At 72.5% G+C, this 20406-nt stretch carries 18 protein-coding genes; 13 read left to right on the top strand and 5 right to left on the bottom strand.

Going from position 1 to position 20406, the window contains the following annotated elements:
* Positions 1-13 precede the first annotated feature (13 nt).
* The gene (locus ACWDSL_RS27010) at positions 14-1198 is read right to left on the bottom strand and encodes an ABC transporter ATP-binding protein (protein ID WP_450489610.1); all 1185 of its coding nucleotides are present in this window, start codon (positions 1196-1198) and stop codon (positions 14-16) included.
* Positions 1199-1319: 121 nt separating this feature from the next.
* Here ACWDSL_RS27010 and ACWDSL_RS27015 point away from each other — a divergent pair, with 121 nt between their 5' ends.
* The 4 genes from ACWDSL_RS27015 to ACWDSL_RS27030 all read left to right on the top strand — a co-directional run bounded on the left by ACWDSL_RS27015 (position 1320) and on the right by ACWDSL_RS27030 (position 5393).
* Positions 1320-2114, top strand: a complete 795-nt coding sequence (locus tag ACWDSL_RS27015) for an ABC transporter permease (RefSeq protein ID WP_385625585.1) — start codon at positions 1320-1322, stop codon at positions 2112-2114.
* Complete coding sequence (locus ACWDSL_RS27020) at positions 2114-2869, top strand: ABC transporter permease (protein ID WP_450489613.1); 756 nt, start codon at positions 2114-2116, stop codon at positions 2867-2869. The genes ACWDSL_RS27015 and ACWDSL_RS27020 overlap by 1 nt, the downstream gene beginning before the upstream one ends.
* Positions 2870-2985: 116 nt before the next feature.
* Entirely contained in the window at positions 2986-3921 is a 936-nt protein-coding gene (locus tag ACWDSL_RS27025; protein WP_450489615.1) for an ABC transporter substrate-binding protein, read from the top strand.
* Between the two features lie 389 nt (positions 3922-4310).
* Positions 4311-5393, top strand: a complete 1083-nt coding sequence (locus ACWDSL_RS27030; protein ID WP_450489617.1) for a hypothetical protein — start codon at positions 4311-4313, stop codon at positions 5391-5393.
* A gap of 34 nt (positions 5394-5427) precedes the next feature.
* Here the strand turns inward: ACWDSL_RS27030 and ACWDSL_RS27035 are convergent, their stop codons facing one another.
* Together ACWDSL_RS27035 and ACWDSL_RS27040 are read right to left on the bottom strand one after the other, a co-directional pair.
* A complete protein-coding gene (locus tag ACWDSL_RS27035) occupies positions 5428-6570 on the bottom strand; it encodes an NADH-quinone oxidoreductase subunit D (RefSeq protein WP_450489618.1) in 1143 nt (380 codons plus the stop codon).
* Positions 6567-7745: an SAM-dependent methyltransferase gene (locus ACWDSL_RS27040; RefSeq protein ID WP_450489620.1), complete on the bottom strand. Its 1179-nt coding sequence runs from the start codon at positions 7743-7745 to the stop codon at positions 6567-6569. Before ACWDSL_RS27040 ends, ACWDSL_RS27035 begins: the two co-directional genes overlap by 4 nt.
* A 109-nt stretch (positions 7746-7854) precedes the next feature.
* Between ACWDSL_RS27040 and ACWDSL_RS27045 the strand changes: the two genes are divergently transcribed.
* Positions 7855-9081: a sensor histidine kinase gene (locus ACWDSL_RS27045; RefSeq protein ID WP_450489622.1), complete on the top strand. Its 1227-nt coding sequence runs from the start codon at positions 7855-7857 to the stop codon at positions 9079-9081.
* A 116-nt stretch (positions 9082-9197) separates the two neighbouring features.
* Entirely contained in the window at positions 9198-9893 is a 696-nt protein-coding gene (locus ACWDSL_RS27050; RefSeq protein WP_450489624.1) for a response regulator, read from the top strand.
* A gap of 113 nt (positions 9894-10006) precedes the next feature.
* On the opposite strand, the gene ACWDSL_RS27055 is transcribed toward ACWDSL_RS27050, so the two are convergent.
* Entirely contained in the window at positions 10007-11101 is a 1095-nt protein-coding gene (locus tag ACWDSL_RS27055) for a DUF5937 family protein (protein WP_450489626.1), read from the bottom strand.
* Between the two features lie 100 nt (positions 11102-11201).
* On the opposite strand from ACWDSL_RS27055, the gene ACWDSL_RS27060 reads away from it, so the two are divergent.
* Complete coding sequence (locus ACWDSL_RS27060) at positions 11202-11624, top strand: hypothetical protein (protein WP_450489628.1); 423 nt, start codon at positions 11202-11204, stop codon at positions 11622-11624.
* Here the strand turns inward: ACWDSL_RS27060 and ACWDSL_RS27065 are convergent.
* Positions 11532-12719 (bottom strand): threonine aldolase family protein, encoded by a 1188-nt coding sequence (locus ACWDSL_RS27065; RefSeq protein ID WP_450489630.1) that lies wholly within the window; start codon positions 12717-12719, stop codon positions 11532-11534. The two genes, ACWDSL_RS27060 and ACWDSL_RS27065, sit on opposite strands and share 93 nt — an antisense overlap.
* A 148-nt stretch (positions 12720-12867) precedes the next feature.
* On the opposite strand from ACWDSL_RS27065, the gene ACWDSL_RS27070 reads away from it, so the two are divergent.
* From ACWDSL_RS27070 to ACWDSL_RS27095, 6 genes are all read left to right on the top strand, one after another.
* Positions 12868-13806 carry a Rossmann-like and DUF2520 domain-containing protein gene (locus ACWDSL_RS27070; RefSeq protein WP_450489631.1) on the top strand — a complete coding sequence of 313 codons (939 nt, stop codon included), beginning with the start codon at positions 12868-12870 and terminating at the stop codon, positions 13804-13806.
* A complete protein-coding gene (gene panC / locus ACWDSL_RS27075) occupies positions 13803-14726 on the top strand; it encodes a pantoate--beta-alanine ligase (RefSeq protein ID WP_450489633.1) in 924 nt (307 codons plus the stop codon). The genes ACWDSL_RS27070 and panC overlap by 4 nt, the downstream gene beginning before the upstream one ends.
* Positions 14726-16552, top strand: a complete 1827-nt coding sequence (locus tag ACWDSL_RS27080; RefSeq protein WP_450489635.1) for an L-aspartate oxidase — start codon at positions 14726-14728, stop codon at positions 16550-16552. Before panC ends, ACWDSL_RS27080 begins: the two co-directional genes overlap by 1 nt.
* Positions 16549-17586, top strand: coding sequence for a carboxylating nicotinate-nucleotide diphosphorylase (nadC, locus tag ACWDSL_RS27085; RefSeq protein ID WP_450489637.1), 1038 nt, complete (start codon positions 16549-16551; stop codon positions 17584-17586). The genes ACWDSL_RS27080 and nadC overlap by 4 nt, the downstream gene beginning before the upstream one ends.
* 2 nt (positions 17587-17588) lie before the next feature.
* A complete protein-coding gene (locus ACWDSL_RS27090; protein ID WP_089512689.1) occupies positions 17589-18386 on the top strand; it encodes a type III pantothenate kinase in 798 nt (265 codons plus the stop codon).
* Positions 18387-18553: 167 nt separating this feature from the next.
* Positions 18554-20209 carry a hypothetical protein gene (locus ACWDSL_RS27095; protein ID WP_450489639.1) on the top strand — a complete coding sequence of 552 codons (1656 nt, stop codon included), beginning with the start codon at positions 18554-18556 and terminating at the stop codon, positions 20207-20209.
* Positions 20210-20406: the final 197 nt, after the last annotated feature.

The following is a 20406-nucleotide window of genomic DNA, read 5'->3' on the forward strand; positions in this document are numbered from 1 at the left end:
CCGCCGCGCGCGCTCATACGTCGGCGACCGTCTGCAGCTCCACCTCCGCCCGGGCGATCCCGCCCGCGTCGGCGTCGATCGAGCGGCGCAGCGCCTCGTGGAGGCGCGCCGGGGTGAGCACGCCGAGGAAGCGGTCGCCGTCGAGGACCGCTATCCAGCCCGCGTCGTGCTGCAGCATGGTGCTGAACGCCTGCTTGAGCGAGGAGCCGACCGGCAGCCACGCCTCCATGCGGCGGGAGTGGTCCCGTACGGTCCCTCCGGCCGCCGCCTCCTTGCCGGGCTTCTCCGCCGCGTCCGCCGCGTCCGCCGGGATCCAGCCGTGCAGCCGGTCCGCGTCGTCCAGTACGACGGCCCAGCGCGCCCCGTCGGCCGACAGCCGGGCGGCGGCCTTGGCCAGCGGGTCGTCGAGGTGGACCACCGGGGGCTGTTCGAGGTCGCCCGGCTCGATGGGCGTGACGGACAGCCGCTTCAGACCGCGGTCCGCGCCGACGAAGTCCGCGACGTACGGCGTGGCGGGCGCGCCCAGCACCGACGCGGGCGTGTCGAACTGCTCGATGCGCCCCGCCCCGTACACCGCGATGCGGTCGCCGAGCCGGACCGCCTCCTCGATGTCGTGGGTCACCAGCAGCACCGTCTTGCGGACCTGGGACTGCAGCCGCAGGAACTCGGTCTGCAGCCGCTCGCGGACCACCGGGTCCACGGCGCCGAACGGCTCGTCCATCAGCAGCACCGGCGGGTCGGCGGCCAGCGCCCGGGCCACGCCGACCCGCTGGCGCTGGCCGCCGGAGAGCTGGTCGGGGTAGCGGTCACCGTAGACGGAGGGGTCGAGGCCCACCAGGTCGAGGAGTTCGGTGGCGCGGTCCCGGGCCTTCTTGCGCTGCCAGCCCAGCAGCGCGGGGACGGTGGCGGTGTTCTCCAGCACGGTCTTGTGCGGGAACAGGCCGACCTGCTGGATGACATAGCCGATGCGGCGGCGCAGCTTCACCGGATCGACCGCGGCGATGTCCTCACCGTCCAGAAAGATCCGGCCCGAGGTCGGTTCGATGAGCCGGTTGACCATCTTCATGGTGGTGGTCTTGCCGCAGCCCGACGGTCCGACGAGCGTGACCAGCTCGCCCTCCGCGACCTCGAAGGACAGATCGTCCACGGCCGTCGTGCCGTCGGCGTAGCGCTTGGTGACGTTCTCGAAGCGGATCATGGCTCCCCATTGTGGTCGCATTACGGGTTTGAATTGTTGCTGTTGTGTGGCGAGCCGACGAGATTGTCGGTGCCCGGGGTTAGGGTCGCCAGGTCATCGGAGACGACGGGGAGGTGACCGAGTGGCCGGGCAGAGCTGCCTGATCAGCAATGACTGGATCTGCGGGGAATATGTACGTACGCGTAGTCAGGAGCTGACGGACGCCACGGTCCAGCATGTGTGGATCACGGTGGCGTCGGTCGCCATCGGTTTCGTGGTCGCTTTTCCGCTGGCGCTGCTGGCCCGCCGATGGCGGTCCGTGGCGGGCCCGGTGCTGGGGCTGACGACGATCCTCTATACGGTGCCCTCGCTGGCGATGTTCTCGCTGCTGCTGCCCTTCTTCGGGGTCTCGGCCGCGGTGGTGATCACCGGCCTGGTGCTGTATTCGCTGACGATCCTGGTGCGCAACATCATGGCCGGGCTCGCCTCGGTGCCCGAGGAGGCCCGCGAGGCGGCCCGCGGCATGGGCTACGGCCCGCTGCGCCTGCTGTTCGGCGTGGAACTGCCGCTCGCGCTGCCCGCGCTGATGGCCGGGCTGCGGATCACCACGGTCTCCACCATCTCGCTCACCACGGTCGGCGCGATCGTCGGATACGGCGGCCTCGGCAATCTGATCTATGAGGGCATGCGCAGCTTCTTCAAGGCACAGGTGCTCACCGCGTCGGTGCTGTGCGTGGCCCTGGCGGTCGTGGCTGATGTGCTGCTGCTCTTTGTGCAGCGGCTGCTCACGCCGTGGGCGCGAGGAGGAACGAAGAAGGCGCGGAAGGCGCAGAAGAGGGCGCAGGAGCAAGCGCGCGAGAGCGCGCGGGGGCAGGCGCAGGAGCCGGCCCAGGAGCAAGCGCGGGACAGGGCACGGCAGAAGGCGGGGGCGGCCTGATGGGGGTCATCGGCGAGGCCTGGACATGGCTGACCACCGGGTCGCACTGGTCGGGCACCGACGGCGTATGGCACCGGCTCGGCCAGCATCTGTATCTCACCGTCGCCTGTCTGGCGATCTCGTGCGCGATCGCCCTGCCGGTCGCCGTCGTGCTCGGGCATATCGGCAAGGGCGGCGCCGTCGCGGTCAACATCTCCAACGCGGGCCGTGCGGTGCCCACCTTCGCGGTCCTGGTCCTGCTGCTGCTCAGCCCGCTGGGGACGCACGGCGACTGGCCCACGATCGTCGCGCTGGTGCTGTTCGCCATCCCGCCGCTGCTCACCAACGCCTATGTGGGAATGCGCGAGGTGGACCGCGAGGTCGTCGAGGCGGCGCGCGGCATGGGGATGACCGGCGGTCAGCTGGTCGCCAGGGTCGAGCTGCCGCTCGCCTTCCCGCTGATGATGACGGGTGTACGCTCGGCCGCCGTTCAGGTGGTGGCGACGGCGACGCTCGCGGCGCTGCCCGGCGGCGGCGGGCTCGGCCGGATCATCACGGCGGGCTTCCGGGTCACCGACACCGCCCAGGTGGTGGCCGGGGCGGTGCTGGTCGCGGCGCTTGCGCTGACGGTCGAGGGCGTGCTCGTCGCTGTGCAGTGGCTGCTTGACCCGATGCGCCGCAGGCGCGTACGGTCCGCGGCCGCGGAGCAGCGCCCGCCCGCGGACCAGGCGCCGAAGGCGCTGGCGCTGACCGGCGCGGCGGGCCGGCCCTCGTGAACAGGCGCGTGGCCCACAACGGTGTGGGCGTGCTGAATACATATGCGCTATGTGCGCGCGCTGAATATTCGTGACCTCTCATGACATCGCATGTCATCTATGGACGGGGAATCCCAATGAGCAAGATCTTCCGCGTGGCCGGGGCGGCCGCGACCGTCACGGCGCTGGCGGCCGGACTCACCGCGTGTGGCGGCGACAGCCTGGAGAAGAAGAGCGAGGATTCGGTGGTGGTCGGGGCGGCCAACTTCACCGAGTCGAAGATCCTGGCGGCGCTGTACACAGGGCTGCTGGAGGACGCCGGCTATAAGACGTCGATCAAGACGGTCGACTCGCGTGAACTGTACGCACCGTCCCTGGAGAAGGGCGAGATCGATGTCGTGCCGGAGTACGCCGCCACGATGGCCGAATATCTGAATCTGAAGAAGAACGGGCCGAAAGCCAAGCCCGTCGCCTCCTCGGACGTCGACGCCACGGTGAAGGTGCTCCGCGAACTCGCCGAGCCCCGCGGACTGAAGGCGCTCGAGCCCGGCGAGGCCGTCGACCAGAATGCCTTCGCGGTGCGCAAGGACTTCGCTTCGGAGCACAGCCTCAAGACACTCTCCGACCTCGGAAAGTCCAAGCAGAAGATCAAGTTGGCGGCGGGCGACGAATGCCCCAAGCGCCCCTTCTGCCAGCCCGGCCTGGAGAAGACGTACGGGATAGACATCACCGGCATCGACCCGCTGGATATCGGCAGCGTCCAGGCCAAGCAGGCGGTCAAGGACGGCAAGGACCAGATGCTGCTGACCACGTCCACGGACGCCACCCTTGATCAATTCGGACTCGTCCTGCTGGCGGACGACAAGAAACTGCAGAATGCCGACAACGTCCTGCCCGTCGTGAATGCGAAGTCCGCGGGCTCGGAGAAGATCGCGAAGGCGCTCAACAAGCTCAACAAGGTGCTGACCACTGCCGATCTCACCGAACTCAACAAGAAGGTGGACTCGGAGCGGCTCAAGGCCTCCGACGTCGCCAAGGACTACCTGAAGGAGAAGGGACTGGTGAAGGACTAGTTTCGTGAAGGACTAGTGAAGTGCCCGGCCGAGATGGGGTATTGCCGGGGCCGACGCGCACTTCGCCGACCTGACGACGGCGGATGTCACGGCGGATGTCACGGCGGATGTCACGGCGGATGTCACGGCGGATACGCGATGGTTCCATGGCTGATCCACGGCTGATCCATCGTTGATCCATGGCGGAACGAAGCCGGAACGAAGGCGGATCGGGCGCGGAATTTGGCGGGGCGGGGCCCCATAGGAGCCGCCCGCACGGTAAGTTTCGGGCCATGCCACGTGGACGCCACCGCCAATCCCCACCTCTGCACAGGCTACTTCCCCCTTTGTCGGTCGCAGCCGCGTCAATAGCGTGCGCCTCCGGTGCCTGGCTGGTCGGCGATACGGTCGTGATCCGTGGCCTGGCGGCGACCGCGGCAGCCGCCGCGGTCGTCGGTGCCGTCCTGATGCGCAGCTGGGACCGCTCCGCCGGGCGGCGGGTCGCCGAGGTCGCGAGCGAGAACGCGCGGCAGGAGCTGAAGTACGAGGATCGGATCGCCGAACTCGAAGCGGACGCCGAGAAGGCCGCCGAGCTGCAGACCGCGCTCAACACCAAGTTGCGCGCCAAGCGCGCCGAGCTGGCCCGGCTGCGCAACGAGCACGCCTCGCTGCTGCGCCGCTACGCCACGGCCGAGACCGAGCGGGCCAGGGCCCTGGAGGGCCGCCGCCGGCTGGCGCTGGAGGCCGCGGCCCCGGTCAGGGAGCTGGAGCCCGAGCCGTCGGCCCCCGAGCTCCCGGCCCACGAGGCCCCCGCCCCCGGGGTCCCCGTGGCGGGTGCTCCGAGCAGCGAGGCGTACGCGCGGGCCGATGAGGCGCTGCGTCATCTGGTGCGCAATGCGCGCAGGCAGCGCGAGGAGCGCGAGCGGGTCCCGCGCCAGCCGAGCGCCGAAGAGCGCGCGGAGGATGAGCCGGGCGAGCGGGCGGACGGCGAGCGCGCGGCAGATGACCGGCTGATTGATGACCGGCTGGTCGAGGACCGGCTGATTGAGGACCGACCAGTTGAGGACCAGCTGGTCGAGGTTCAGTCGGGCGAGGACCAGGCCGCTGCCGCCGAGCCCGGCGCCGGGGAGTCCCGGCCCCACGCCCGTACGGCCCCCTCCGCGGTGGTGCCCTACGCCGCGGCGCGCCGGGCCGCCTCCCGCGCGGAGGGCGGCTTCGACTACTTCGGTACGCAGAAGAAGCAGCCCAAGAAGCGGGAGCCGGAGCCCGTCGAGCCCGCCGAACCTGTCGAGCCCGCGGAGTTGGCCGAGTCCGCCGAGCGCCCGGAGGCGTCGGACGAGGACCTTGCCGATGTGATCGGCGCGGAGACGCTTGCGCAGGAGGCCGGGAAGGGCGCGGTGGGCGAGGTCATCGACCTGACCGAGCACGACGAGGCCGAGCACATCGAGGCCGAGCACGTCGAGATGCCCAAGCTGCGCAGCGCGATCTCGTAGGGCCGCCGTAACGGCCCGTCGGCTCCTCGTACCGTTATTTGTCGATGTCGCCGACGACGAAGAAGAGCGAGCCGAGAATGGCCACCATGTCGGCGACCAGGGTGCCCGGCAGCAGCTCGGTCAGCGCCTGGATGTTGTTGTACGACGCCGACCGCAGCTTCAGCCGGTACGGCGTCTTCTCGCCCTTCGAGACGAGGTAGTAGCCGTTGAGGCCGAGCGGGTTCTCGGTCCAGGCGTAGGTGTGGCCCTCGGGCGCCTTGAGCACCTTGGGCAGCCGCTGGTTGATCGGACCCGGCGGGAGGTCCGCGATCCGGTCCAGGCAGGCGTCCGCGAGGTCCAGGGAGTTGTGGGTCTGCTCCAGCAGGCATTCGAAGCGGGCCAGGCAGTCGCCCTCCTCGCGGACGACGACCTTCAGGGTGTCGCGCAGCTCCCCGTACGCCAGATACGGCTCGTCGCGCCGCAGGTCGAAGTCGACGCCCGAGGCGCGGGCGATGGGGCCGCTGACCCCGTAGGCGTGCACCGTCTCGCGCGCCAGCGCGCCCACCCCGCGGGTGCGCCCCCGGAAGATCTCGTTGCCGAGGACCAGCTGGTCGTACACGTCCATGCGCGAGCGGACCTCGGCCACCGCCTGGCGGGCTCGGCCGAGCCAGCCCGCCGGAAGGTCCTCCTTGAGGCCGCCCACCCGGTTGAACATGTAGTGCATCCGGCCGCCGGAGACCTCCTCCATGACGTGCTGAAGGTCCTCGCGCTCGCGGAACGCGTAGAAGATCGGCGTGATGCCGCCCAGCTCCAGGGGATAGGACCCCAGGAACATGAGGTGGTTGAGCACCCGGTTCAGCTCGGCCAGCAGGGTGCGGGTCCATACGGCGCGCTCGGGCACCTCCATGCCCAGCATCCGCTCGACGGCGAGGACGACGCCCAGCTCGTTGGAGAAGGCGGAGAGCCAGTCGTGGCGGTTGGCGAGCATGATGATCTGGCGGTAGTCCCGCGCCTCGAACAGCTTCTCCGCCCCGCGGTGCATATACCCGATCACCGGCTCGACGCTCTGGATCCGCTCCCCGTCCAGGACGAGGCGCAGCCGCAGCACGCCGTGGGTGGACGGGTGCTGCGGGCCGATGTTGAGCACCATGTCCGTGCTCTCGGCGGCACCGCCGATGCCGACTGTCGTCTCCGTCATGAGCCCAGTCTCTCAGCCGCCGTCTCCCCGCCGGGCCGCCCCGGCCCCAGCAGCCCGCCGCACACCGCGACCGTCGGCTGCAGCAGCCAGGTGAAGCCCCCGAGCCCCGCCGGGTCCAGCAGCTCCGCCGCCTCGCCCGCCGCGCTCAGCGCGCGTACGTACGCCGCCGGGTCGGCGGTGGCCAGCGCCGGCGGCGGCCGCCGCCCCTCGACGCCGAGGGCGCGCAGCGCGTCGCGCTGGGGGAGGGCGACGGGGGCGAGCGAGGGATCCGCGAGCGGGGGATCCGCGGGCGGGGGATCCGCGGGCGGGGGACTCGCCGCTCCCCGCAGGGCCGCCTCGCCCGCCGCCGCGCACGCGTCGAGCGCCACATGGGCGGTCAGATCGCAGGAGCCGTCCGGTACGGGCCGCACCTCACGCCCCGCGCGGAAGCCGGTCAGCGTCCCGAACGGGGGCCGCGCCCCGCGCTCGTGCGCATAGTCCACGGCGACCGCGAGCCCCGACCGCAGGGCGCGTACCGCCTTCGCCCACGCCTCGTCCCGCGGCCGGCCGATCTCCGCCCGCAGCCCCGGCTCGTCCGCCGAGTCCCCCGCCGACGGCCACCAGCGCGCCAGCCAGTCCGCGTCCGGGCCGCCCACCGGCTCGCCCAGCCGTTCGGTGCCGTCCTCGGGGGCGACCAGGACCCGGCGCCAGGCGCCGTCCGCATCGGTCTCCGCCACGTCGACGGGGACGTTGTCGAGCCATTCGTTGGCGAAGAGGAGCCCGTCGAGGCCGTCGCGCGGGAGCTCACCGAGGTCCCCGAGGTCCCCGAGCCAGGTGATCCGGGGGTCGAGGCCGGGCGGGCGCGGCGCCCGCTCCACGGCGTACGGGCGCAGCCGCTCAGCCAGCCCGGAGCCCTGCCCCTCGGCCATCCCCGCCGCGCACGCCAGCACACCGGTCAGCAACTCGCCCCGCCCCGCGCCCACATCCACCAAGGCCAGCTCGGCCGGGTGGCCCAGCGCCCGGTCCACCCGTGCCAGCAGCTCGGCGACCGCCGCCGCGTACCGGGGCGAGGCATGCACCGATGTACGGAAATGCCCGGCCGGTCCTTCCGTACGCCGAAAGAAACCTTCCGGTCCATAGAGGGCGTGTTCGGCGGCGTCACGCCACCCCAGCCATTCCCGTGTCTCACTCGCCACACGCCTACGCTAAGCGGAGCCGTATCCACCTTGGGTCGTAGGGCGGCGGCTCACGGATCGCCCGTCCGGCTGACCCCCGGACGTATCCACCATGCCTACGCTGGGTGACGTGCAGCGCCTCTACGACTTTCTCCGCAGGCACCCGACAGGGGTGGACAGCTTCTGGGCCGTCCTCCTCTTCGGTTTCTCGCTTCTGTGGATGGTGAAGGCGCCCATGCACCCGGTGCCGCGCGCCGCGGCCGTGCCGATCGTCCTCGCGCTGTGCGCCGCCGTCGCGCTGCGCCGTCGTGCGCCCGAGAAGATGCTGATCCTCGTCACGGTGTGCGGGGTGGCCCAGGTCGTACTGAGCGTCGAGCAGAACCCCGCCGACTTCGCGATGCTGGTCGTCGTCTACACGGTGGCGGCCGAGGGGAAGCGCTGGGCGTCCCGCTTCGCGCTCGTCGCGGCCCTGATCGCGCCGATCGTCTCCACCATCCGCTGGCCCGGCCCGGATCACCCGGATACGGAGCAACGGACATGGTGGGGCGCCGCCATCGGCACGGTCTTCCTCACCATCCCGTTCGTCCTGGCCTGGGTGCTCGGCGACTCCATCCGCACCCGCCGCGCCTACTACGCCCAGCTGGAGGAGCGCGCCGCGCGCCTGGAGAAGGAGCGCGAGGCGCAGGCCAAGGTGGCGGTGGCCGCCGAGCGGGCGCGGATCGCGCGCGAACTGCACGACGTCGTCGCGCACAACGTGTCGGTGATGGTGGTCCAGGCCGACGGCGCCGCGTATGTCATGGACGCCGCCCCCGATCAGGCCCGGCAGGCCCTGGAGACGATCTCGGGCACCGGCCGCCAGGCGCTCGCCGAGATGCGGCGGCTGCTGGGCGTGCTGCGCTCGGGGGCGCCCAGCGACGACAGCGACTACGTCCCGCAGCCGGATGTGGAGCAGATAGACGATCTCGTGGAGCAGGTGCGCGGCGCCGGGCTGCCGGTGGACTTCAAGATCGTGGGCAGTCCGCGCCCGCTGCCCAGCGGCGTCGAGCTGACCGCCTACCGCATCGTGCAGGAAGCGCTTACCAACACCCGTAAGCACGGCGGCCCGGACGTCGGCGCCAGCGTGCGCCTGACCTACTTCGACGACGGGCTCGGCCTCCTCGTCGAGGACGACGGGCGGGGCGCGCGGCAGGAGATGTACGAGGACGGCGGCGCGGACGGCCAGGGGCACGGCCTGATCGGGATGCGGGAGCGGGTCGGCATGGTGGGGGGCACCCTCGACGCGGGCCCACGGCCGGGCGGCGGCTTCCGTATCAGCGCGTTGCTGCCGCTCAGCCGGTCGGCCGAGCGGCCCCGCTGATCTGCCGTGCTGCCGAGAGCGGCCGATTGGTGCCGATCGGTAGTGTCACCACGCACACCATGACCCGCTCACTGAGAAAACGCTCTCTGAGGGGCTGAGGGAAGGGACCCGACCGGATGCCGATCCGCGTCATGCTCGTCGACGACCAAGTGCTGCTGCGCACCGGCTTCCGGATGGTGCTCGCGGCCCAGCCCGACATGGAGGTCGTCGCCGAGGCGGGCGACGGCGCGGAGGCCCTGGAGGTGCTGCGCACCGCCGAGGTGGACGTCGTCCTCATGGACGTCCGGATGCCCAGGCTCGACGGGGTGGAGGCCACCCGCCGCATCTGCGCGCAGGAGGACGCGCCCAAGGTGCTCATCCTGACCACCTTCGACCTCGACGAGTACGCGTTCTCGGCGCTCAAGGCCGGAGCGGGCGGCTTCATGCTCAAGGACGTGCCGCCCGGCGAACTGCTCGCCGCCATCCGCGCCGTGCACAGCGGCGACGCGGTCGTCGCCCCCAGCACCACCCGCCGGCTGCTGGACCGCTTCGCGCCGATGCTGCCGGGCGCGGCCACCGGGCCCGGCGGATCGGCCCGCCCCGAGCTGGAGCGGCTGACCGACCGCGAACGCGAGGTCATGCTGCTGGTTGCGCAAGGGCTGTCGAACGGCGAGATAGCGGCGCGCCTGGTGCTCTCCGAGGCGACCGTGAAGACCCATGTGGGCCGCATCCTCACCAAGCTGGAGCTGCGCGACCGGGTGCAGGTGGTGGTGATGGCGTACGAGTCGGGGCTGGTACGCGCCCAGGGCCCGGGCGGCGGCTCCCGGCTCTGACGCCCGGTCGCTCTGCCCCCGGTCGCTCTGACCCCCCGGTCGCTCTGACCCCCCGGTCGCGCTGACCCCGGTCGCTCTGACGCCTGGGGGTGCTGCCTCAGAGCGCTCTCCGGCTATCTCAGAACGCTCTCCAGGAAGTCGCTGCCCAGCCGCGCCACCGCCGTCAGCTCCAGCTGATGCAGCACATACCGGCCGCGGCGGCGGGTGGTCAGCAGCCCCGCCTTCTTCATGACGGCGATATGGCGGGAGACCTCCGGCGGGCTGATGCCGCACCTCTCGGCCAGCTCGCCGGTGGTGTGCGGGCCTCGGGCGAGGCTGAGGCACATGCGCATCCGCATCGGGTGGGCCAGCGCGTCCATCCGGCGCTGGACGAGCTCAAGCGCGGCGGGCTGCGGCAGCTCCGGGGCCGCGACCGGGTACTGGATCACCGGGGGCCAGCCGGGCGCGTACAGCACGAGCAGATGCGGCCAGCCGAAGGCGGTCGGGACGAAGGTGAGCCCCTGGCCGACCGCCGTGGTCTCGCCCCCGGCGAGCTTGTCCACGTGGATGTGCCGTACGCCGCCTTCGCCCGGCACCACGGACAACGCGGCCGACGTCGCCGCCAGCGCCTCCTCGAGTCCCTTGCGCCGCAGCAGCTCCCCCTTGTGGCGGGCGTCGGCGGCCAGCTGGCCCCGCACCCGCTGCCAGGTGTCCGCGAAGAACGCCTGGTCGCAGTCCTCCAGCAGACGGCGCAGCCAGACCCGCAGCCCGTCCGGGTCCTCCAGCATCCGGTCGACGAACGCGGCCTGCTTCGGCCCGCGGGCCGCCGCCAGCTCCCGTACCCGCGCCCGCTCGCCCGCGTCGACCAGCGGCGACGGCGAGGGAAGTGCGTACGAGGTGAGGGAGCAGGTGATCTCGAAGGCGGCCGCCACGAACGTCTCGTCGTCGATCCGGTCCAGCGCGTCCAGCTCCTCCGCGAGCGTCGCCCCGGGCTCGGCGGGCAGCAGCAGATCGGAGCGGGAGGAGCGCCACAGGAAGTCCGCCTCGTGGAGCCGGTCGGCGAGGTCGGGCTTGAGCCCCGCGGCCGTGGCGGTCGCCCAGCCGTGCAGCCCCGGGTGGTGGCCGGGCTCGGACAGCACATGCAGCGCGGCCCCCAGCTCGGCGAGCGGGGAGGGGGTGAAGACGATGCGCTCGGGCGGCAGCCCGGTGATGTCGATGACGCTGGCCATGGCTCCTATGGTGCGGTCCGCTCCGGCGGCCTTCGACGTCGTTTGACGGCGATCGTCAATCGGGACGACCGGCGGCCGGGGGCGGGCGCAGCCTCGTGCCATGAGCCTCACCGAGCAGTACGTACTGGACCTGTACCGCGCCGCCCAGCGCGGCGAACCCGCCCCGCCCGCGCCCCGCCCCGGCGACTGGCGCACCATCCGGGAGCTGAGCCGGTACCGCGACTTCCGCGCGGTGGCCGAGGAGCGCCCGGCGCGGGGGAGCCGGACGGCCCGGCTGACCGTGCGCGCCGGTCAGGTCGTACGCCCCCGGCAGGTCGTACGCCCCCGGCAGGCCGTACGCGCCTGGCAGGCCGTACGCGAACGGCTGGCCGCCCTCTTCGCCCGGCGCCCGGCGACCGGCGCGGCGGCGACGGGCGCGGCGGCGACCGGCTCAGCCGACCGCCCGGTCACCCTCCGGAAGCCGCTTCAGGAAGGCGGCGACGGCGGCTGCGACATCGTCCGCCGTCCACTCCAGTGCGGATGAGGCGACCGTCACCTCGGTCATGGCCAGGCCAGGCGGCCCCGACTTCCACCACCGGCCGAACAGCGTCGTCCGGGTCTCCTCCGCCAGCCGCAGCCCCGCCTCGTCCAGGTCAGCGGCCGGATACGGCAGCCACACCTGGAACCGGTGGGTGTGCGGCTGGTGCGGATGCACCCGGAACCAGGCCACCCCGGCGGCCGTGAACGCCTCGTCCAGCGCCCGCGCCACGACCTGGGCGTGCGCCACGTACGACGGCAGCCGGGGCAGCTCGCGGTCCAGGCCGGCCAGCGCGGCCAGCGCCGCGGGCCACTGCTGGAACACCTGCCCGCCGTACCGGTGCCGCCACGCCTTCGCCTCCGCCACCATCGCCTCGGGTCCGGCCAGCGCGGCCCCCGAAATGCCGTCCAGCGACTTGTAGAACGACACATACACCGAGTCCGCGAGGGCGGCGATCTCCGACAGCTCGCGCCCGAAGTGCGCGGTGCACTCCCAGAGCCTCGCCCCGTCGAAGTGGACCACCGCCTCCCGCTCCCGCGCGGCCTCCACCACGGCGCTCAGCTCGTCCCAGGTGGGCAGCGTGAAGCCCGCGTCGCGCAGCGGAAGCTCCAGGGCGAGCGTCCCGAAGGGCTCGTCCAGCTCCCGGACCTCGTCGGCCGTGGGCAGCCGCGGCTCGCTCGTCGGGTGTACCGCGCGCAGCCCGCTCACCGTCAGATAGGCGTCGCGCTCGTGCACCTCCAGATGCGAGAGCGGATGCACGGCCACGGCCGGATTGCCGGTGCGCCCCGCCCAGCAGCGCAGCGCGATCTGCTGGGCCATGGTGCCGGTGGGGAAGAAGGCCGCGGCCTCCATGCCGAGCACCTCGGCGACCCGCCGCTCCAGCTCCTCGACGACCCCGTCCCCGTAGAAGTCCACCCAGTCGTCCAGGTCGTACGACCCGGCCGCGTCGGCCGTCAGCCGGGCCAGCCGCTCGCCGATTTGCTCACCGACCGCGAGGCTGGTCAGCTTCCGTTTCGAGCCGCGCCAGGCCGCGAGCCTGCGGGCCCGCAGGTCCGGTTCCGGCTGCTCCGGTTCCCCTGACTGTGCCGTTCCGTCTGCCATGGGCCGAGCATGTCGTACCCGCGCTCGGGCGGGCCACAGGGTTTTCCACAGCCCTGGGGACAGGGCCGGAGCATCTGGAAGCACTCGCGTAGCATGGCGGGGAATCGTCCGGTACCCCCTGAGGACTGGAACGGAAGGCCGTCGTCGAGTGAACGCACATCCACTTCCCGAGCCGCAGGACCGCCCTGCCCGGCTCACCGTCGGGGTCGTCGGCGCCGGTCGCGTCGGCCCCGCCCTCGCCGCCTCGCTGCGGCTCGCAGGGCACCGCCCCGTCGCCGCGTCCGGGGTCTCCGACGCCTCCGTGCGCCGGGCCGCCGCGCTGCTCCCCGAGGTCCCGATCGTCCCGCCCGCCGAGGTGCTGGCGCGGGCCGAGCTGGTCCTGCTGACCGTCCCCGACGACGCGCTGCCCGACCTGGTCAGCGGCCTCGCCGAGACCGGCGCGGTGCGCCCCGGGCAGCTGCTTGTGCACACCTCCGGGCGGTACGGCACATCCGTACTCGACCCCGCCCTGCGCGCCGGGGCACTGCCGCTCGCGCTGCACCCCGTCATGACCTTCACCGGCACGCCCGTCGACGTCCAGCGGATCGCGGGCTGCTCGTTCGGCGTCACCGCGCCCGAAGAGCTGCGGATGGCGGCCGAGGCGCTGGTCATCGAGATGGGCGGCGAGCCCGAGTGGATCGCCGAGGAGGCCCGGCCGCTCTACCACGCCGCCCTCGCCATCGGCTCCAACCACCTGGTCACCCTGGTCGCCCAGGCCATGGACCTGCTGCGCGCCGCCGGGGTCGGCACCCCGGACCGGATGCTCGGCCCGCTGCTGGGCGCCGCTTTGGACAACGCGCTGCGCAGCGGCGACGCCGCGCTGACCGGCCCGGTCGCGCGCGGCGACGCAGGCACTGTCGCCGCCCATGTCGCCGAGCTGCACCGCCATGCGCCCCAGGCCGTCCCCGGCTACCTCGCGATGGCCCGTTCGACCGCGGACCGCGCGCTCGCCGCCGGGCTGCTCAAGCCCGAGCTCGCCGAGGACCTGCTGGGTGTCCTCTCGGACGTCTCCGACGTCCCCGGCCTGGGGGGAGGGACGGGAGCATGAGCCCGAAGCTGTGGCGCAAGGCCGTCCCCGGAGAGCCGGACGTGGAGCTGTTCACCACCCGCGCCGACTTCGACGCCGCCCTGGCGCAGTTCGCCACCCCGGGGCGCGTCGCCGTCGTCATGACCATGGGCGCGCTCCACGAAGGACACGCCTCCCTCATACGCGCGGCCCGCGCCCGGGTCGGAGCCAAGGGAGTGGTGACGGTCACCGTCTTCGTCAACCCCCTGCAGTTCGGCGCGGGCGAGGACCTGGACCGCTATCCGCGCACGCTCGACGCCGACCTCGAGGTCGCGGCCGCCGCCGGCGCGGACATCGTCTTCGCGCCGCCGGTCGAGGAGGTGTACGGGGGCGGTGAGCCGCGGGTGCGGATGACCGCCGGTGCCATGGGGGAGCGGTACGAAGGCGCCTCGCGGCCCGGGCACTTCGACGGGGTGCTCACCGTCGTGGCCAAGCTGCTCCACCTCACCCGCCCGGACATCGCCTTCTTCGGCGAGAAGGACGCCCAGCAGCTGGCCGTGATCCGCCGCATGGTGCTCGATCTGGACTTCCCCGTCGAGATCGTCGGCGCTCCGACGGTCAGGGAGATCGACGGCCTCGCGCTGTCCAGCCGTAACCGCTACCTGTCGCCGCAGGAGCGGACCACCGCCCTGACCCTGTCCCGCGCGCTGTTCGCGGGCCGCGACGCGGGGCTGGACGTGGCGGCGGTCCGGTCCGCCGCGCGCGCGGTGCTCGACGAGGCGGCCTCCCTCCGACCACCCCTCGACCCACCCCTCGACCTCGACTATCTGGCGCTCGTCGACCCCTCGGACTTCACCGAGGTCCCCGACGACCACACGGGCGAGGCCGTCCTCGCCGTCGCCGCCAAGGTTGGCAGCACGCGCCTGATAGACAACGTCCGCCTGTGGTTCGGAGCCGCGTGATGATCCAAGACAACAAGCCGGCAGCCGTCGGCGCGGCGGCTCTGCGTGCCCCGGCCCTGCGTGCCCCGGCCCCCGGTTGGGCCATCGAGGCCGCTGTCGTGGTCGTCGGCTCGGGCGTAGCCGGTCTGACCGTCGCGCTGCGCTGCGCCGCCGCCGGAGCGAAGGTCATCGTCGTCACCAAGGCCCGCCTCGACGACGGCTCCACGCGCTGGGCGCAGGGCGGCATAGCGGCCGCCCTCGGCGAGGGCGACACCCCCGCGCAGCACCTCGACGACACCTTGGTCGCCGGCGCCGGGCTCTGCGACGAGACGGCCGTACGCACGCTGGTCACCGAGGGCCCCGACGCCGTACGCCGGCTGATCGGCACCGGCGCCCGGTTCGACGCCGACGACGACACCGGCGAGATCCTGCTGACCCGCGAAGGCGGCCATCACCGCCGCCGTATCGCGCACGCGGGCGGCGACGCGACCGGCGCGGAGATCTCCCGGGCGCTGGTCGAGGCGGTGCGCGCGGCCGGTATCGAGACCGTGGAGAACGCGCTGGTGCTCGACCTGCTCAAGGACGCCTCCGGCCGCGCGGCCGGAGTCACCCTGCATGTCATGGGCGAGGGCCAGCGGGACGGCGTCGGCGCGGTGCGCGCGGGCGCGGTGGTTCTCGCGACCGGCGGTATGGGCCAGGTGTTCTCCGCCACCACCAACCCCGCCGTCTCCACCGGCGACGGCGTGGCCCTGGCGCTGCGTGCCGGGGCGGAGGTCTCCGACCTGGAGTTCGTGCAGTTCCATCCCACGGTGCTGTGGCTCGGTCCGGAGGCGGAGGGGCAGCAGCCGCTGGTCTCGGAGGCGGTGCGGGGCGAGGGCGCGTATCTCGTCGACGCCGACGGCGTCCGCTTCATGCAGGGGCAGCACGAGCTGGCCGAGCTGGCGCCCCGCGACATCGTCGCCAAGGGCATCTTGCGGCGGATGCTCGAGCAGAGCGCCGAGCACATGTACCTGGACGCCCGCCACTTCGGCGCGCGGATGTGGGAGCACCGCTTCCCGACCATCCTCGCCGCCTGCCGCGCCCATGGCATCGACCCGGTCACCGAGCCCATCCCCGTGGCGCCCGCAGCCCACTACGCGAGCGGCGGCGTACGCACCGACCTGAGCGGCCGCACCACGGTCCCCGGGCTGTACGCGTGCGGCGAGGTCGCCTGCACCGGCGTCCACGGCGCGAACCGGCTCGCGTCCAACTCCCTCCTGGAGGGCCTGGTCTTCGCGGAGCGCATCGCCGAGGACATCACCTCGCCGATCACCTCCGCCCCGACTTCTCAGGCACGGCAGGCCCTTCAGGCACAGCAAACCCCTGAGGCCGCCACCGGGCTTGCCACCGGCGAGGGGCCGCTGCTGCCGCCCGAGGCCCGGTACGGCATCCAGCGGATCATGACCGCCGGGGCCGGGGTGCTCCGGTCCGCCGAGAGCCTGGCCCGCGCCGCCGCCCAGTTGGAGCGGGTCCACGACGAGGCCGCCGAGACGCTGCGCCGCGACGGCAAGACCGCCGAGCCGGGGGTCGACACCTGGGAGGCGACCAACCTCCTCCTCGTGGCCCGCGTCCTGGTGGCCGCCGCCCTCCGCCGCGAGGAGACCCGCGGCTGCCACTGGCGCGAGGACCGCCCCGACCGGGACGACCCGGTCTGGCGCCGGCACCTCCTGGTCACCCTGGGCCCCGGCGACACGCTGGACGTCCGTACGACGGACTCGGAGGCGTTCCCCGCGACGGAGGCGTTCCCCGCGACCGAGGCATCCGCCCCACTCACCACCCCCCGAACGAAGACGGAGTCCCACCCGTGAGCAGCACTCCCGACGACCGCCCACAGCCAGTGGCCCTCCCTCTGCTGCAGATCGGCCTCCCCGGCGGGGGCCCCGGCTGCGGTGACGCGTGCGGCTGTGGCGCCGACGACGACGAGGCGTACGACCTCGACCCGATGGAGTGCGGTCTGGACCCCGACCTCGCCCAGCTGCTGGCCGACGCCGGGCTCGACCCCGTCAAGGTCGAGGACATCGCGCATATGGCGATCGAGGAAGACCTCGACCACGGCGTGGATGTGACGACCGTGGCCACCATCCCCGAGGACGCCATGGCCACCGGCGATTTCACCGCCCGCGAGGCGGGCATCGTCGCCGGGCTGCGCGTCGCCGAGGCGGTGCTGTCCATCGTCTGCACCGACGAGTTCGAGGTCGAGCGGCATGTCGAGGACGGCGACCGGGTCGCCGCCGGCCAGCGGCTGCTCTCGGTCCGCACCCGCACCCGCGATCTGCTCACCGCCGAGCGCAGCGCGCTCAACCTGCTGTGCCGGCTGTCCGGTATCGCCACCGCGACCCGCGCCTGGGCGGACGCCCTGGAGGGCACCACGGCGAAGGTCCGCGACACCCGTAAGACCACCCCGGGGCTGCGTGTGCTGGAGAAGTACGCGGTGCGCTGCGGCGGTGGCGTCAACCACCGTATGTCGCTGTCGGACGCGGCCCTCGTCAAGGACAACCACGTGGTCGCGGCGGGCGGCGTGGCGCAGGCGTTCAAGGCCGTGCGCGCCGAGTTCCCGGACGTGGACGTGGAGGTGGAGGTCGACACCCTGGACCAGCTTCCGCCGGTGCTCGACGCGGGCGCGGACCTGATCCTGCTCGACAACTTCACCCTGGAGCAGACCCGGCAGGCCGTCGAGCTGGTCGCGGGGCGCGCCACCCTGGAGTCCTCGGGCCGCCTCACACTCGGACACGCGCGGGCGTACGGCGAGACGGGCGTCGACTATCTCGCGGTCGGCGCGCTCACCCACTCGTCCCCGATCCTCGACATCGGCCTGGACCTGCGCGAGGCCGAGGCGAACTGACGATGCTGCTGACCATCGATGTGGGAAACACCCACACCGTGCTGGGCCTGTTCGACGGTGACGAGATCGTCGAACACTGGCGGATCTCCACGGACGCCCGCCGCACCGCCGACGAGCTGGCCGTCATCCTGCAGGGTCTGATGGGCATGCACCCGCTGCTCGGCGAGGAGCTGGGCGACGGTATCGAGGGCATCTCCATCTGCTCCACCGTCCCCTCCGTACTGCACGAACTGCGCGAGGTGACCCGCCGCTACTACGGGGATGTGCCCTCCGTCCTGGTCGAGCCGGGGGTGAAGACCGGTGTGCCGATCCTGATGGACAACCCGAAGGAGGTCGGCGCCGACCGGATCATCAACGCCCTGGCGGCCGTCGAGCTGTACGAGGGCCCGTGCGTGGTCGTCGACTTCGGCACGGCGACGACCTTCGACGCGGTCAGCGCGCGCGGCGAGTACGTGGGCGGGGTGATCGCGCCGGGCATCGAGATCTCGGTCGAGGCGCTTGGTGTGCGCGGTGCGCAGCTGCGCAAGATCGAGCTGGCCCGGCCGCGCAGCGTCATCGGCAAGAACACGGTCGAGGCGATGCAGGCCGGCATCCTGTACGGGTTCGCCGGCCAGGTCGACGGCGTGGTCCGGCGGATGGCGCGCGAACTGGCCGACGACCCCGAGGACGTGACGGTCATCGCCACCGGGGGCCTGGCCCCCATGGTGCTGGGCGAAGCCTCGGTCATCGACGAGCACGAGCCGTGGCTGACCCTGATCGGCCTGCGCCTGGTGTACGAGCGCAACGTCTCGCGGGGCTGACCCCGCTTTCCCTCTCCTGCCCCTGCTCACAACTTTCCGTTCACCGGAGGGCAACCATCCGGTCAGCTGAACTGTCTGGCGTGCGAACGTAGTCGGGTAGTCGTGAGATGGGCGTGGGACGTATGTGGCATAAGGGGAAAACGATTCACGCGGCGGCCGCCGGAGCGGTGATCGCGCTCGGGACGGCCGTCGGCATGCCCTCCGCCTACGCGGAGGACGAGCCGACCCAGCCCTGGGCCGAGATCACCGCCCCCCGGCAGATCGCCCTGCCGTCGGCGGCCGACGGGCAGGGTGCCGTCGCCCCGAGCGTGAGTTATTCGTTCGCCGACGACGGAGCCGAATTCCCCCTCCCCAAGAACGCCAAAATGGTCATCGACGCCAGCGGCCTCGAAGGCGTCGCGACGATCAAGGCGAAAAACGAGCAGTGCACCGCCTCCGGCGCGGTCGTCACCTGCCTCGACAACGGCAACCTCCACGGCCCCTGGGAGCCGTTCACCCTCACCGCCGACTCCGCCGCCAAGCCCGGCGTCTCCGGCACCATCACCTACGAGGTGACGGCCGACGGCGCGACCGGGGACAAGAGCTCTTCCAAGGTCGTCGTCGGCTCGCCCCAACTGGTCGTGGGCAAGCTGCCCGATCGCGACAGCCTCAAGACCGGTTCCACGGTGGACCTGCCCCTGACGGTGCGGAACACCGGGGATCTGCCGGCCGAGCGCGTCAATATCGAGCTGAGCAGCGTCCCGGGCATCGAATTCACGAACAAACCGAAGAACTGTCGCTTCGGCTCCGAATGGGACGACTCCGCGCGCGTCTACTGCTCCATCGACACGGCCATCGAACCGGGCCAGTCCGCGAAGCTCAGCACCCCGCTGACCGTAAAGATCACCAAGGCCGCCCTGGCCCCCTGGATCGACTACGAGGTCCAGGCCGTCCCTGCGGGCAGCGAGGAGAACCCGAACGGCACCCCCGGCACCGGGTCCCCGATCGCCTTCACCACCACCTCCGGCGGCGACTTCGAGACCGACGGCAAGAGCAGCGTCTCCCTCCGCACCGACAACCACGCCGACTTCCGCGCCGTGGGCGGCGCCATCGACCCGGAGGCGGGCAACGGCACCACGGGCGGGCTGAAGTTCGGGCTGACCAACGACGGCCCGGCGGCCGCGTACCGCCAGGACCGCAAGCCGATCCTGTACGCCGACATCACCTTGCCCGAGGGCGTCACCGGGCTCACCAACCACATCGACGAAGAGCCGGACCAGGACACCACCGGTGAGTGCCTGACGTATGTGAGCGAGACCGAGACCAAGAAGTTCGAGCCGGGCCACCGCCGCTATCTGTGCCCCGAGGCATCGACCGAACTGCCCGGCGAGGGCCAGACGTACGGCATCGGCGTGAAGATCGCCAAGGAGGCCGACAAGAACGCCACCGGCACCGTCAAGCTGGTCCCCGGCCCGGCGGGCTTCAGCACCAATGACCCGAACTCCGCCAACGACACCGCGAAGATCACCTTCAAGGGCGCGGCCGGCGGCTCCGGCGGCTCCGACGGGTCCTCCACCGGCGGCGACGATTCGGCCGACTCGGCCGGCGGCTCCGGGTCCGACTCGGCCTCCGGTTCACAAGACGGCGCCACGTCCGGCTCCGGCGGCTCCGGTGACGGCGCCACGAGCGGCGGTTCCTCCGACGACAGCGGCTCCACCGGCGGCACGATGGCCCTGACCGGCGCGGGCGGCATCGGCCTGATGGCAGGCGGCGCCGCGGCCGCGCTCGCGCTGGGCGGCGCCGCGGTCGTCATCACCCGCCGCCGCCGGGCGACCCGCGCCTGAAGCACCCCGGCACCCCTCTCCCCGACGCCCCCGGCCGTCAGCCCGCTCGCCCCGCGAGCGGCCACGGCCGGGGGCGCCGCCGTGAGAGGCCCGCCGACGCAGCCTGCCCCCGCTGTGCCGCCTGCGCCTGCCGTTGGTACGCGGCGCCGGCCCGCCGTTCGCCCGCGCTGGCCGCCCTCGGCCCGTGCCTGCGGTGC

The organism is Streptomyces sp. NPDC000941, assembly GCF_053599555.1.